The organism is Vibrio sp. Hep-1b-8 (assembly GCF_006124995.1).
Taxonomy (GTDB): domain Bacteria; phylum Pseudomonadota; class Gammaproteobacteria; order Enterobacterales; family Vibrionaceae; genus Vibrio.
In genome coordinates this window covers 39,404-53,139 of the sequence record NZ_QEWN01000142.1, presented here as the reverse complement: position 1 = coordinate 53,139, position 13,736 = coordinate 39,404, and the positions used below count along the sequence as shown (strand labels likewise).

Annotated in this window: 17 protein-coding genes; 5 read left to right on the top strand and 12 right to left on the bottom strand. The window is 46.5% G+C overall.

The window, feature by feature from the left end; genetic code table 11:
- Positions 1-73: 73 nt before the first annotated feature.
- Complete coding sequence (mnmC, locus tag DA100_RS20145; protein ID WP_138973763.1) at positions 74-2,092, top strand: bifunctional tRNA (5-methylaminomethyl-2-thiouridine)(34)-methyltransferase MnmD/FAD-dependent 5-carboxymethylaminomethyl-2-thiouridine(34) oxidoreductase MnmC; 2,019 nt, start codon at positions 74-76, stop codon at positions 2,090-2,092.
- A 66-nt stretch (positions 2,093-2,158) separates the two neighbouring features.
- Here mnmC and DA100_RS20140 read toward each other — a convergent pair whose 3' ends face one another.
- Both DA100_RS20140 and DA100_RS20135 read right to left on the bottom strand, forming a co-directional pair.
- The gene (locus DA100_RS20140; RefSeq protein WP_138973762.1) at positions 2,159-2,683 is read right to left on the bottom strand and encodes an NADPH-dependent FMN reductase; all 525 of its coding nucleotides are present in this window, start codon (positions 2,681-2,683) and stop codon (positions 2,159-2,161) included.
- Positions 2,684-2,818: 135 nt separating this feature from the next.
- Entirely contained in the window at positions 2,819-3,082 is a 264-nt protein-coding gene (locus tag DA100_RS20135) for a YfcL family protein (protein ID WP_138973761.1), read from the bottom strand.
- Between the two features lie 155 nt (positions 3,083-3,237).
- Between DA100_RS20135 and DA100_RS20130 the strand changes: the two genes are divergently transcribed.
- Both DA100_RS20130 and DA100_RS20125 read left to right on the top strand, forming a co-directional pair.
- The gene (locus DA100_RS20130; RefSeq protein WP_206208580.1) at positions 3,238-4,146 is read left to right on the top strand and encodes a hypothetical protein; all 909 of its coding nucleotides are present in this window, start codon (positions 3,238-3,240) and stop codon (positions 4,144-4,146) included.
- Positions 4,136-4,453: a hypothetical protein gene (locus DA100_RS20125; protein WP_206208579.1), complete on the top strand. Its 318-nt coding sequence runs from the start codon at positions 4,136-4,138 to the stop codon at positions 4,451-4,453. The genes DA100_RS20130 and DA100_RS20125 overlap by 11 nt, the downstream gene beginning before the upstream one ends.
- 7 nt (positions 4,454-4,460) lie before the next feature.
- Here the strand turns inward: DA100_RS20125 and DA100_RS20120 are convergent, their stop codons facing one another.
- On the bottom strand, positions 4,461-4,991 hold the full coding sequence (locus DA100_RS20120; RefSeq protein WP_138973760.1) for an elongation factor P hydroxylase: 531 nt from the start codon (positions 4,989-4,991) through the stop codon (positions 4,461-4,463).
- Between the two features lie 220 nt (positions 4,992-5,211).
- Here DA100_RS20120 and DA100_RS20115 point away from each other — a divergent pair, with 220 nt between their 5' ends.
- A complete protein-coding gene (locus DA100_RS20115) occupies positions 5,212-5,835 on the top strand; it encodes a trimeric intracellular cation channel family protein (protein WP_138973759.1) in 624 nt (207 codons plus the stop codon).
- Positions 5,836-5,944: 109 nt separating this feature from the next.
- On the opposite strand, the gene aroC is transcribed toward DA100_RS20115, so the two are convergent.
- Positions 5,945-7,030 (bottom strand): chorismate synthase, encoded by a 1,086-nt coding sequence (gene aroC / locus DA100_RS20110; protein WP_138973758.1) that lies wholly within the window; start codon positions 7,028-7,030, stop codon positions 5,945-5,947.
- Between the two features lie 189 nt (positions 7,031-7,219).
- Positions 7,220-8,152, bottom strand: coding sequence for a 50S ribosomal protein L3 N(5)-glutamine methyltransferase (gene prmB / locus DA100_RS20105; RefSeq protein ID WP_138973757.1), 933 nt, complete (start codon positions 8,150-8,152; stop codon positions 7,220-7,222).
- 63 nt (positions 8,153-8,215) lie between these two features.
- Between prmB and smrB the strand changes: the two genes are divergently transcribed.
- Positions 8,216-8,746: an endonuclease SmrB gene (gene smrB, locus DA100_RS20100; RefSeq protein WP_138973756.1), complete on the top strand. Its 531-nt coding sequence runs from the start codon at positions 8,216-8,218 to the stop codon at positions 8,744-8,746.
- Between the two features lie 18 nt (positions 8,747-8,764).
- Here the strand turns inward: smrB and flhB are convergent, their stop codons facing one another.
- The 7 genes from flhB to fliM are packed head-to-tail and all read right to left on the bottom strand — an operon-like array spanning position 8,765 to position 13,736.
- Positions 8,765-9,895 (bottom strand): flagellar biosynthesis protein FlhB, encoded by a 1,131-nt coding sequence (flhB, locus tag DA100_RS20095; RefSeq protein WP_138973755.1) that lies wholly within the window; start codon positions 9,893-9,895, stop codon positions 8,765-8,767.
- An 8-nt stretch (positions 9,896-9,903) separates the two neighbouring features.
- Positions 9,904-10,686 (bottom strand): flagellar biosynthetic protein FliR, encoded by a 783-nt coding sequence (gene fliR, locus DA100_RS20090; RefSeq protein WP_138973754.1) that lies wholly within the window; start codon positions 10,684-10,686, stop codon positions 9,904-9,906.
- An 8-nt stretch (positions 10,687-10,694) separates the two neighbouring features.
- Positions 10,695-10,964 carry a flagellar biosynthesis protein FliQ gene (fliQ, locus tag DA100_RS20085; protein WP_138973753.1) on the bottom strand — a complete coding sequence of 90 codons (270 nt, stop codon included), beginning with the start codon at positions 10,962-10,964 and terminating at the stop codon, positions 10,695-10,697.
- Between the two features lie 13 nt (positions 10,965-10,977).
- On the bottom strand, positions 10,978-11,853 hold the full coding sequence (gene fliP, locus DA100_RS20080) for a flagellar type III secretion system pore protein FliP (RefSeq protein WP_138973752.1): 876 nt from the start codon (positions 11,851-11,853) through the stop codon (positions 10,978-10,980).
- The gene (gene fliO / locus DA100_RS20075; protein WP_138973751.1) at positions 11,837-12,241 is read right to left on the bottom strand and encodes a flagellar biosynthetic protein FliO; all 405 of its coding nucleotides are present in this window, start codon (positions 12,239-12,241) and stop codon (positions 11,837-11,839) included. Before fliO ends, fliP begins: the two co-directional genes overlap by 17 nt.
- A 13-nt stretch (positions 12,242-12,254) precedes the next feature.
- A complete protein-coding gene (gene fliN, locus DA100_RS20070) occupies positions 12,255-12,665 on the bottom strand; it encodes a flagellar motor switch protein FliN (RefSeq protein WP_138973750.1) in 411 nt (136 codons plus the stop codon).
- Between the two features lie 21 nt (positions 12,666-12,686).
- Positions 12,687-13,736 carry a flagellar motor switch protein FliM gene (gene fliM, locus DA100_RS20065; protein ID WP_138973749.1) on the bottom strand — a complete coding sequence of 350 codons (1,050 nt, stop codon included), beginning with the start codon at positions 13,734-13,736 and terminating at the stop codon, positions 12,687-12,689.

The following is a 13,736-nucleotide window of genomic DNA, read 5'->3' as shown; positions in this document are numbered from 1 at the left end:
AGTGGTCAGCTTTCCTCTAAAACCGTACAATTGCAATCATATTATCGTCTTTATTCACATTATTTCCGACACTATGACCTCGATTACTAATGCCCAACTAGGCTGGAACGAAGCTGGAACCCCTGTTTCTGACCAGTTTGATGATGTCTATTTCTCCAACGTCAATGGACTAGAAGAGACTCGCTACGTGTTCTTACACCAGAATCATCTGCCACAAAGATGGCAAGAATGTGACCAACGTAGATTTGTCATCGCAGAGACTGGCTTCGGAACTGGACTTAATTTCTTAGCCGTTTGGCAATGGTTTGCTCAATTTAGGCAACAAAATCCAACTTCGCCATTACAAGAGCTGCATTTCGTGAGCTTTGAAAAATATCCGTTGAGTAAAAACGATCTCATCAAGGCTCACCAATCGTGGCCTGAACTGGCAGAGTATGCGGAAAAGCTGCAAAAACACTACCCTATCGCGGTACCAGAATGTCATCGAATTGTACTAGACGATGGAGCTATAACGCTTGATTTATGGTTTGGTGACATTAAAGATTGCATGCCAAAAGTGCCTGTTTCTGAGCAAGGTCTAGTCGACGCTTGGTTCTTAGATGGGTTCGCACCAAGCAAAAACCCAGAAATGTGGAACCAAGACTTATTTAACGGTATGGCAAAATTAGCGAAACGTGATTGTACTTGCGCGACATTCACGGCTGCGGGTTTTGTACGTCGAGGTCTCATTGAAGCGGGCTTCGCAATGAAGAAAGTCAAAGGCTTTGGCACCAAACGAGAGATGATCGCGGGCACACTTTTAGAGAAGCAGCCACACACGAACATGATACCTTGGTTTGCTCGTCAGCCAAGTCAGAGTGGTGAATCCGTCGCTATTATTGGTGGTGGCATCGCCAGTGCCACACTTGCCACTACCCTTGTCCGCCGTGGAAAAAAAGTCACGCTCTACTGTCAAGATAGTGTACCTGCTGAAGGCGCTTCAGGAAATCGACAAGGTGCAGTCTATCCTTTACTGAATGGTACACACGAAGGCGTGTCCCGAGTATTTGCGCCAGCATTCTTGTTTGCCCGTCAATTTGTTGAACAAGCTGCACAGCAGATAGAGTTTGACCACCAGTGGTGTGGTGTAACGCAGCTAATGTGGGATCAAGCAACCAACGTTAAGCTTAACAAAATGCTTGAAGGTAACTTTGATAGTCAGCTCATTCATAAACTCGATGCTCAACAGACCAATGACGTTGTTGGCCTTCCTCTCGATATGGAAAGCGTTCACTACCCGCTTGGTGGTTGGTTAAGCCCTGCTCAGCTAACCAAAGGGTTACTGGATAAACTCGCGGAAAACCCTTTATTTGCGTCTTACTTCAACTGCAAAATTGAACAGCTAGACTGGCAGGAAGATTCCCAGAGCTGGACTTTGGTAAGTCATAACGCGTCATTCCAACACGATACCGTCGTCATTGCCAACGGCCATCTGTTTGACCAATTTACTCAAGCTGCGCATGTCCCATTAGGGAAGGTCAAAGGTCAAGTCAGTCACATTCCAACAACAGAGACGCTGGAGAAACTCAAGACCGTATTGTGCTATGACGGCTACATGACCCCCGTGAACCCGAATAACCGCCATCACTGCATTGGCGCTAGCTATGATCGCTCTCATCTCGACAATGAGTTTGACCCTGTGGCGCAGCAAGACAATGGTGACAAACTGCGCAAATGCGTACCAAACCAAGCTTGGCCACTCCAAGTTGATACGTCATCGAATCAGTCGCGTCAGGGCATACGCTGTGTAAGTCGAGACCATCTGCCATTTGTTGGCAACCTTGGTCAGTTTGAAAAAATCAAAGCTTGCTATCAAAACCTTCAACAAACAACGATTGATAGTGCTGAACAAGTACCACAATATCCAAACTTGTTCTGCCTATTAGGTTTAGGCTCACGAGGGCTAAGTTCAGCGCCGCTGCTAGCGGAAACGCTCGCCTCTCAGATCTGTGGTGATCCGCTGCCTCTACCTGTGGATGTTTTGGAAAGCTTACACCCTAGTCGAATGTGGGTTCGCAAATTGAGAAAAGGCAAAGCCATTACGGAACTGTAATTAGCCTCAGAACAAAAAAACGCAGTCTCTTACACTGCGTTTTTTATCTGTAGTCACTGAGCTTGGTTAGGCTAGCTTAGCAACCGCGGCTTTGATTTCATCTGCAATGTCTTGGTTGGTAATCGCCGCAGTTTCAAAGTCAAAGTTATCATAGAAACTTGGGACGGATACCGACGCCTTCACATCAGCACCAAAGTAAGGAGCGGAAGCTGTGACGGCAGCAAGAACCGTTTGTGCACCGCCAGGGCCAGGAGATGTCGCCAAGTAAACAACGGGCTTATTTTGGAACACACTGCGCTCAATGCGAGTCGCCCAGTCAAATAGGTTTTTGTATGCCGCTGGGTAGTAGCCATTATGTTCAGCATAAGAGACAACAATGGCATCCGCTTCAGCAAGATCAGCGAGAAACTCTCTTGCGCCTTCAGCTTGTCCAATTTCTTTTTCTTTGTCTTCACTAAACATCGGAACTGAATAATTGTTGATGTCTAAGACTTGTACCTGCGCACCTTCCACTTGTTGAGCGGCATAGGTTGCTAACGCTTTGTTGATTGATGTTGAACTGTTTGATGCCCCAAATGCTATGATCTTCATAACTGCTATCCTGTTGTGTCTCAGTATGAGCACTAGAATATCGAGCAGCCAATCACGCAACAAGCGCAAAAATACAAAGAGGTTGTTCGAAAAATTCGAACAACCTCTTAGACGATAGATTGACGTCGCCGTTGGTTAAGCGTTGTTTACCAGCTCTAACCACAAATCATTGACGATAATACGGTCTGCCGGCGTCAGCTCCGAACGTGCTGCATCCAAACTTTCCTGAATACGACTCTTTAATGTTTCTACATCATTAATGCCATCTTCTTCGCACGAAGCGGCAGAAAGCGAAATATGACCACGCAGATAACCACCAGCAAAAAGTTCATCATCTGACGCCGTCGAAATACGTGCATCTATTAGCTCAAGTAGCTGCTCTTCAAATTCAATAATCATTTTGCGATGTCGCCTAATCAGTTTGCTTCTCAAAAAGAACGCCAAGCTTCTCACATTGAGAATTTCAACGCAAACCCTATATACAGCAAGGCCTGATAGTGTGGCATGGACAATGCAATTTCCCTTATATCGCTCAGCCAAAATAGGGAATGACAATGAAATTAAAACGTATAAATCAGCGCTTCCTACTACTCTTTGCATGCTGTAGCTACAGCATTTATTACGCGCCATCCAGCCACGCTGGAGACGTCAGCTTTGGTGAATGTCCCACTGAGGCATTCCTTATCCAAAACCCCACAGGAACTCCCGTCGCGTTTGGTGTGAACATCGATTTAGGCAGTTATCGCGTCATGCCCTCTACTCTGGGTTTAGCCAATCTAAATGGGATAGGTTTTAGTGAACATGACCGATTCATTTATGGCTGGGACTATGGTGTTAATGGCGAACTCGGAACACTCGCTCGCATCGACGCCAACTTCGATAAAACGCGACTCGATCTTATCATGCCTGTGGGTACTCCCGATCGTTTCTATGTCGGCGACGTGTCACTCAACGAAAACGCTTGGTATGGTTACCGACCAAACAGCGGGTTGTATAGAGTCGACCTAGACACGCTAGAGATGACGCTTGTCGCGCCGCCTTCTCAATTTTCTAAACCCAACATTCATGACTTCGCCTTTCAACCAAACGCCAACAATAACCTTGCCTATAGCCTAGACGCCGACGGTTATCTCTGGGTCGTGGATGTTACACAAGGCACTGCCACGCGTATGAATCAGGTGCTCAATGAAGCTCAACTGGGTTTCAACTTTACCTTCGGTGCGATTTACTTTGATGTGGATGGATACCTCTACGCCAGCAATAACAGCAATGGCTATATTTTCAAAGTCACCCTAAACAATCCTCATACACCAGGGACGTCAGACTACTCGTCATGGCAGCCTAGTGCGGTCCTGACGGCTTACGGTCCATCAAGTAATTCGAATGATGGTGCTCGATGTGCGTCAGCGCCTGTCGAAGCCGCAGAGTTGACCGACTTTGGCGACGCACCAGGTGGAAGCTAACGACAACAGTCTCGAATCTGTCTATAGCGTTGATGTCGATGTCATTCTGAGCCAACTGGCTGACAAACAGGCCTATATATCGATATGCGACAATAGCTCCGCTCAGGGTGATGCTGACCTCGTCGACTACGAGAGCTGTTTGGTCAAATCATCGTTGACTGCGGGGCTGGCAGAATTAGATTTAAGGGTAGTCAATCATTGCGGCTCACTGATTGCCGTCATTTGGGTGATGGAGCCGGATCAGACTCCTCTCGTCTACACGTTCGATTACAGCGGCCAGAAAGAGAATACTTGGCTTATTCAGTAGCGTTAGGCTACTTAACTTCAAACTGCGCAGGCGTGAGTTCCGCGATACTGTAGAATTCACGTAGCGCATCAGACAACATTTGAACTCTGAGCGGTAATCCCACCTGAAGAATTGACATCACCTCAGCGTGAACTTTGGCCATAAACGCCAAACGATCCGGTTCAAAGCTACCATTGAGATTGTCACAACTGACAGTGAACGGAAAGCCTGCACTGGCGGATAATATCCATTCGTATGCTTGCGGGCGGATTTCTACTTTTTCGAATTCAGCTTGCACGGCTTGAGTGCGTCCATCAGGCTCATACCAATAACCAAAATCTTCCACTAAGCGACGCTCTGGCCCAGCCACGCACCAATGGGCAATCTCATGCATTCCTGACGCATAGAAACCACGAGCAAAAATAATGCGATGATAGGGGTAGTCATTGTCAGCAGGAAGATAGATTGGCTCATCTCCGCCTAACTCCAACTTGGTGTTGTATGAGTGAAAAAAAGTCGTGTTAAAGATATTGATTAAGTCTTGATACTCGTGGGTCATAGCTAAATTAACGGGCTGGTACTATCGCGGTCTGCATTCTCTCATTTTTGCTGAAAAATGCAAAACCCTACTTAGTGTATTGATATTAGAAATAGTAATCTGAAAAACGTTTTCGTATTCATAAAAACTCATTCGTCATAGATCACATTTCCCACTACACTCACGCCTTAAATTTCTTCTTCATTGCCGAGCATTTCCGGACATTTCTTGAGAATTCATTATGCTGCTCAGTGTTTTATATATTATTGGTATCACAGCGGAAGCGATGACGGGAGCACTAAGTGCGGGTCGTCGAAAAATGGATTGGTTTGGAGTCATGCTGGTTGCAAGTGCCACGGCCATCGGTGGCGGCACAGTACGCGATATTCTTCTCGGTCATTACCCACTAGGCTGGGTAAAGAATCCCGAGTTTCTTGCGATCACTTGTATCGCAGGCGTACTGACAACGGGGCTAGCTAAGTGGGTCATTAAACTTAAAGGCCTGTTCATTCGATTGGATGCGCTAGGACTGATCGTTTTTAGTATCATTGGTACCAAAGTGGCAATGGGTATGGGGCATCATGTCTTGATTTGTATGGTATCAGCGCTCGTAACTGGCGTGTTTGGTGGCCTACTGCGTGACCTAATCTGTCGTCAAACACCACTTGTACTGCATGAGGAACTGTACGCATCTGTCGCTCTCGTAGCTTCTGGTTTGTATTTAGGACTTTTAGAGCTCGGCATTGATGATGTGACTGCGACCATTTCAACTCTCGTTGTTGGTTATGTACTTCGTATGGCTGCGGTGCGTTTCAAATGGCGCTTACCTTCATTCAACCTTGAAGCTGAAGGCTCGTTGCACTGATCACGCCAGCAATTCGATAGCCACAACGGTAACCGGCTCGATTTTTACCATTTCCTTATCGCATATAAAAAGCCCCGACTCACATGTCGGGGCTTTTATCAATCAGAGCTTATATCTGCGGCGTTTCTGTGGTCACACCATGGTTTTGACCACGGTGACGCAGCAGATGATCCAGTACTACGATTGCGAGCATAGCTTCAGCAATCGGGACAGCACGGATACCAACACATGGGTCATGACGACCTTTGGTAATCAGTTGAGTCGATTCACCCTGCTTAGTAATCGTCTCACCAGGAACAGTGATGCTTGATGTCGGCTTAAGCGCAATGTTGGCTACAATATCTTGCCCTGTTGAGATGCCACCTAAGATACCGCCAGCGTGGTTACTCGCAAAGCCACTTGGCGTCAGTTCATCACGGTGCTGGCTGCCTTTTTGACGAACAACATCAAAGCCATCACCAATCTCTACACCTTTCACCGCGTTAATGCTCATAAGTGCATGCGCAATGTCCGCATCTAGGCGGTCGAATACCGGTTCACCCAGACCAACGGGAACATTTGTTGCGACAACTTGCAGTTTTGCACCGATTGAATCACCTTGTTTCTTGAGGTCACGGATCAGTTGATCAAACGCTTCAACTTTATCGACATCAGGACAGAAAAATGGATTGTTTTCAATTTCATCCCAATCCACTTTATCAATCGCCACATCGCCCATTTGCGATAGATAAGCACGGATCTCTACCCCAAATTCTTGTTTCAGGTATTTCTTAGCGATTGATCCCGCCGCAACACGCATCGCTGTTTCGCGGGCAGATGAACGGCCACCACCACGATAATCACGAACACCATATTTCTGATGGTAAGTGTAGTCTGCATGCCCTGGACGAAACTTATCTTTGATTTCCGAATAATCTTTCGAACGCTGGTCGGTATTTTCGATCAAAAGACCGATAGAAGTCCCTGTGGTTTGACCTTCAAATACACCAGACAAAATTTTCACCTCGTCTGGTTCACGACGAGCGGTGGTATAACGAGAAGTGCCTGGTCGACGGCGGTCCAAATCGATTTGAATATCTGCTTCGGTGATTTCAAGACCCGGAGGGCATCCGTCGACAATACATCCTAGTGCGATACCATGACTTTCTCCGAATGTTGTCACTCGAAAATGTTGCCCGATACTGTTTCCTGCCATTACTTCCTCAAATTTGTTTCGCCCTTGTATACAGAGCTTTACACTTCAATTATTAGTTATTTCATAGTCGCCTTATTGCGGTTTGATGTAAACCCCTAAAGACCATTTTACGCGCATAAAAAAACGCCAAGTCGCGAATCAAAGATCAAACCACTTGGCGCTATTGAAGTTTTGCTCAAACTTTAAGCATTAATCTCGATAGATTGAGAACTCATCTTTGACGGCTAGCATCTGATCGCGAGTTAGCATAAATACCCCGTGACCACCGTTCTCGAACTCAATCCAAGTAAATGGAATATGTGGGTACTGTTCCATCATGTGAACCATAGAGTTACCCACTTCACAAATAAGAATACCGTTATCCGTTAAGTAATCTGGCGCATTCGCTAGGATACGGCGAACAATTTTAAGCCCATCAGTACCCGCAGCTAGGCCTAACTCAGGCTCATGAGTAAACTCTTCAGGCAGACTGTTCATGTCTTCTTGGTCAACGTACGGTGGGTTGGAGACAATCAGGTTGTACTTCTCTTTTGGTAGATCACGGAACAGATCTGAACGGATTGGAAAAACTTGCTGCTCCATACCGTGATCCTGAACGTTAAGCTCAGCAACTTGTAGTGCGTCAGTAGAGATGTCTATCGCATCAACTTCCGCTTCAGGGAACGCATGTGCACAGGCGATGGCGATACAGCCGCTACCGGTACAAAGATCCATGATACGTGTCGGTTCTTCGATCAACCAAGGTTGGAATTCAGCTTGAATCAACTCACCGATTGGCGAACGAGGTACAAGTACACGTTCATCAACGAAAAACTCTAAGCCACAGAACCAAGCACGGTTAGTTAGGTAGGCTGTAGGCGTACGCTCATTGATACGCTTCACCACGCGCTCAACGATACGCATACGCTCACTGGTGGTCAGGCGCGAGTTCAATACATGCGGAGGCACATCGATTGGCAGGTACAATGTTGGCAGGATTAACTGTACCGCTTCATCCCATGCGTTATCAGTACCGTGACCATAAAATAGGTTTGCGGCGTTGAAACGACTGACGGTCCAACGAATCATATCTTGAAGCGTATGAAGTTCTGACACCGCTTCTTCTACAAAAATCTTATCCAAAATTGCCTCCGAAAAGCGCTACAATACTGCTCATTACATTTTAAATTATTAATGAATAATCCCATGAGCAAAAAAGACACCGATATGGATGATGACTTCGCCCTTTTTAGGGATGCAGTACAAGGCGTAAAAAAGTTGTCACAGGATACCATAGTCCAGCAGCCAAAAAAAAATACTAAGCAAAAAGAAATTAAGCCAACTTCTAGAGAAGCGAGCGATGCTGAGTTCTATTTCTCTGACGAGTTTGTTCCACTTTTGAATGAAGAAGGACCAACGCGTTATGCTCGCGATGACGTGTCGCAGTATGAAGTAAAAAGACTACGCCGAGGCGTTTATGTCCCTGACGTTTTTCTCGATATGCACGGAATGAAACAACAGGAAGCCAAACGCGAACTGGGGGCGATGATCGCCTACTGTATAAAGAACGAAATTTCCTGTGCGTGTGTTCAACACGGCATCGGTAAACACATACTCAAACAAAAAGCACCACTATGGCTCGCTCAGCACCCAGATGTGATGGCTTTCCATCAGGCTCCACTCGAGTTCGGTGGAGATGGCGCTCTATTGGTACTCCTTTCTATACCCGAAAAATAGCCCCTTGCTTCTAACCTGCTACTTTCTCAGTTCTGGAGGAATAGGTAGCTCGGAGGTTTTAAGATTTGGCCTTTGTCCACCGCGTTTTCGATACTGTTTCAATTGGAATACGTAGGCAAGAATTTGTGCCACCGCAGTAAACAAACCATCCGGTATTTCCTGCTCTAATTCGGTTGAATGGTATAGAGCACGTGCAAGAGGCGGCGCTGGAATCACGTAGATATCGTGTTCACGTGCCACTTCACGAATCTTGAGCGCCATGTGATCCGTACCTTTCGCCACAACGATTGGCGCTCGGTCACTATCTTGTTTATATCGCAATGCCACAGAAAAATGCTCCGGGTTGGTGATGATAACATCAGCCTGAGGCACTTCGGCCATCATACGTCGTTGAGCAGCTTCACGCTGGAGCATACGAATACGGCCTTTCACTTCCGGCTTACCCTCTGTTTCCTTGTACTCGTCTTTAACCTCTTGCTTGGTCATTTTAAGTTGGTTGGCGTGTTGCCAAATCTGAAATGGGATATCGAGCGCTACCACCAGCAACAAGGTACAGCTAATCAGCAATATAAAATTAAGCAGGATATCGAGCGCGTGAAAGATGTTCTGTGGGTAAACATCCATACTAAGTTGGAACAAATCTTGTTTGGCGGCATTAATGAGATAAAAGGCCATCCCAGACACTAAAGCTACTTTGAGAATAGACTTAATCAGTTCTACCCAGCTTTGCAGGCCGACCATTCGTTTGAGGCCACTCAGTGGATTCATCTTCGACCACTTCGGCATCGCCGCTTCAACTGAAAAGTTAATGCCACCGACCCCAGCGGCTCCAGCCAGCGCAGCCACAAATAGTGTTATCAGGATCAACAGAAGGGGAAGAATCAGATTCGACAATGATCCGAGCGCAATATCGAACAGCTTAACCTGATCAAATATCTCTTCACGTGACAGAGTAAACAACCGCCCCATAGCATTTAATAGAGCGCGAGCTAAGCTCTCTCCAAACCACATCAGTGCAACTGAACCAATTACCAGTACTGAAACCGACGCCAATTCTTTAGACCTTGCAACCTGCCCTTTTTCGCGAGCCTGTTGCAAGCGCCTGGGCGTGGCCTCTTCTGTGCGTTCTTGACCGTCTGACTCTGCCATTCAGCCTCCTAACAATTCAGCCTGATAAAGGAACAGATCTGTTGTTCACCTTGTAACCAGAATAGCTCATAGTGGTTGTAGAGTCCGGCGATGATGTACCAACAAATCAATAGACCCACCATCAAAGCAAAAGCGAAGCCGAGCGAGAAAATATTCAACTGCGGGGCGGCACGTGTCATCACGCCGAAGGATAAGTTGATCGTTAGCAGCGCAATAATTCCAGACAATGACATACTCAGCGCGACTTTAAACATGATTCCAAGCCATAACGCCAGTTCTCTAAAATCCACAGTCGTTAATGAACCCGTTCCAATTGGGATGGATTTAAAACTCATCACCACTAGCATTATCATTTTGAGATGACCATCGGTCGCGAGGAAAAACATGGTTGCAAGGAACATAAAAAATTGACCAAGCAATGGGGTGTTTTGACCGTTCGCTGGGTCAACCATTGAGGCAAAACCCAAACTCGCCTGCATACCGAGGATCTGACCAAGAATAACAAAGGTTTGAATCATAAATTGGGTCACAGTCCCCATCGCGACACCGATAATGATCTGTTCTAGCAAAGTCATAAAACCCGCAAAAGAGACTAGTTCAATATTGTCTGGTACCACGGGGATAGCTGGCATCACCGCAAAAGTGATCGCTAAACCTAGATAGAGACGTACCCGAGTAGACACGAATCGCGCTCCCGTCACCGACATCACCATCAGCATGGCAGCAATGCGGGTATAGGGCCAAAAGTAATTGGCGATCCAATCTAAAACTAGGCTAGTCGGATACTCCATAGTCAGACCTAGTAGAGAACCTGGGGTAAACGCTCGATCATGCTAAAGAAAAACTCCATCAGCATCTGCGTCATCCAGTGAGCAAACAGCATCAAAGCCAGTAGTGTCACAATCAAACGTGGCAAGAAGCTCAGTGTTTGTTCGTTAATGGACGTTGCGGCTTGAAAGATAGCGACCACTAAACCAATCAGTAGACTGGGAATAATGATCGCACACACCATGATGAGAACCATCCATAGCGATTCACGAAACAGCTCGACAAACATTTCAGGAGTCATTGGCTTCCTCCCGTCACAAAGCGAAACTGCCGGCTAACGTCGACAATATCAGGTTCCAGCCGTCGACCAACACGAACAGCATCAATTTAAAAGGTAACGAGACAATCATTGGCGATAGCATCATCATACCCATTGCCATCAGAACCGAAGCCACCACAAGGTCAATGATTAAGAACGGTAAGAACAGCATAAAACCAATTTGGAATGCAGTTTTGAGTTCTGAGGTGATGAAAGCTGGGATCAATACCGCCATTGACACATCTTCCGGCGCTGTCGCTGTCGAACCAGAGATATTGACGAAGGTTTCTAAGTCCTTTACCCGAGTCTGCTTGAGCATAAAGTCTTTCATTGGCGTTTGAGCTAAGTCAAACGCTTGTCGCGCGGTTATCTGCTCATTGATGTAAGGCTGGATCGCATCATCATTAATCTTGCTCAGTACTGGCGACATGATGAAGAAGGTTAGGAAGATGGCGATACCTATGATCACTTGGTTCGAGGGTGTCTGTTGCAAACCCATGGCCTGACGCAAAATAGACATCACCACAACAATACGCGTGAACGACGTCATCAAAATAACCATGGCTGGCAGGAAGCCGAGCATGGTCATCAAGGCTAAGATTTGCAAGTTGATTGAGTAGTCTTCACTGCCGTCCGCATTAGTGGTCATGGTAAAGGCTGGAATTCCGCCACCACCGCCTGTAAAACTTCCGGTTGAGATGGTTTTAGACGCGCCCTGCTCTTTCTCCATTGCCGTTACGGTCACCGAGTCACTCGGAGCGATATTGGCAGGAATCGAGGTATCTATCTCTTGCTGCGCTAACGCTAACCCAGAAAAAAGGGTCAGTACAAGCGTCAGAACAATGGTCGCCAAATTAGTTGTTTTTATCATTCTTCTTCAACAGCTGAGTCAGTTGACTTGCAAACGGACCGTTAGCCATCTCCTCCTGAGACAAAGGTTTATCCAGCTTTGAGATAAGTTGAATCGATTGAGGCGTCACCCCCACTAAAAACTGCTCTTCACCCGCTTGAACAATCACAATCCTTTCTCGATGCCCAACCGCAATTTGGCGCACAACGCTCAGACCTTTCTGATTGATCAATGCGGGGACTCGCATGCGTTTCAATAGCCAAGCTAGCAACAAAATAAAGGCCACAACGAACACGAGCGACCCAAAAGTGGTCGCCCAGTCTAGTTGGCTGCCTGGAGCGGCAGCCAGTGCGGAAGGAGAAAGTACACTGAGAGAGTAAAGTAAGTACTCTCTAACTTTGAAAGTCATACGTTACCTAACATTATCGCAGTTTCTTGATGCGCTCTGTCTGGCTGATTACGTCGGTCAAACGAATACCAAACTTATCGTTAACCACAACCACTTCACCGTGCGCAATTAGGGTGCCATTCACCAGTACATCTAATGACTCACCCGCCAAGCGCTCTAGCTCAACAACCGAACCTTGGTTTAACTGGAGTAAGTTACGAATACTGATTTGAGAGCGACCCACTTCCATGGAAATCGTCACTGGTATATCTAAGATCGTATCCAGCTTGCGACGCTCATCGTCTGAGATTGGCGAAGAAGTGTCCTTTAACTCATCAAGCTGAGCGGACATCACTTCATCTACATCAATATCTGGCGCATTCGGATCTTCACCTAATGCCGCAGCCCATTCGTCCGCCAGTTTTTGGTCGTCACTCGGTTCCATACCTGTTACCTATTTATTCTCTTAATCTTCGATTTCGCCATCGTCTTCTTCTAACTCAGAAATAACATCTTTTCCGAGGAAGGCGATATCCGTTTTAACCACATCAGGGCGTTTAATTTTCTCTGATACCTGAACTGCTAATTTCTCACCTAAGCGCCCCATTTTCACTCGGAATGTTGGCAGTTCTTCAACAAACATCACAGCGTGTTCTGGCATATTGATCGGGATGATGTCACCCGGTTGTAGCTCCATCAAATCACGCAATGAGATATCTTGCTCTAGTAAATCGACACGGAAGTTGACTGGCACATCCATAATTTCCTCACGAAGCGCCGTGCTCCAACGAACGTCTGTTTCCATTTTGTCAGACTGAACACCGGCATCGAGCAACTCACGAATTGGTTCAACCATAGAGTACGGCATAACCACGTGGAAATCACCACCACCACCGTCAACCTCAATATGGAATGAACTGACGACTATCACCTCTGTCGGGCTAACAATGTTAGCCATACTCGGGTTCACTTCCGAATCGAGGTACTCAAACTCGACTCCCATAACTGGAGACCAAGCTTCTTTGTAATCTTCAAAAACGATCTTCAGCAATAGCTGCACAATTCGACGCTCGGTCGGTGTAAACTCTCGACCTTCGATACGGGCATGGAAGCGGCCATCACCCCCAAAAAAGTTTTCTACTAGAATGAAGACTAGACGTGCTTCCATGGTAACCAGAGCCGTACCTTTCAACGGTCTAAAGCGCACCATATTAAGGCTGGTAGGCACATACAGCGTATTTTGGTACTCACCAAACTTCATCATCTGAACGCCATTGATAGAGACTTCTGCCGTCTTCCTTAGCATATTAAACAGACTAATCCGCAAATGGCGGGCAAAACGCTCATTGATCAATTCGAGCGTTGGCATACGACCACGAACAATGCGGTCTTGCGAGGAGAAGTCGAAGTCTACAGCACTGGCATCCGACTCGGGCGATTCGTCTTCTATATCATCAACGTCATCGACTCCATGGAGCAGGGCATCAATTTCGTCTTGGCTTAATAGATCAGTCAC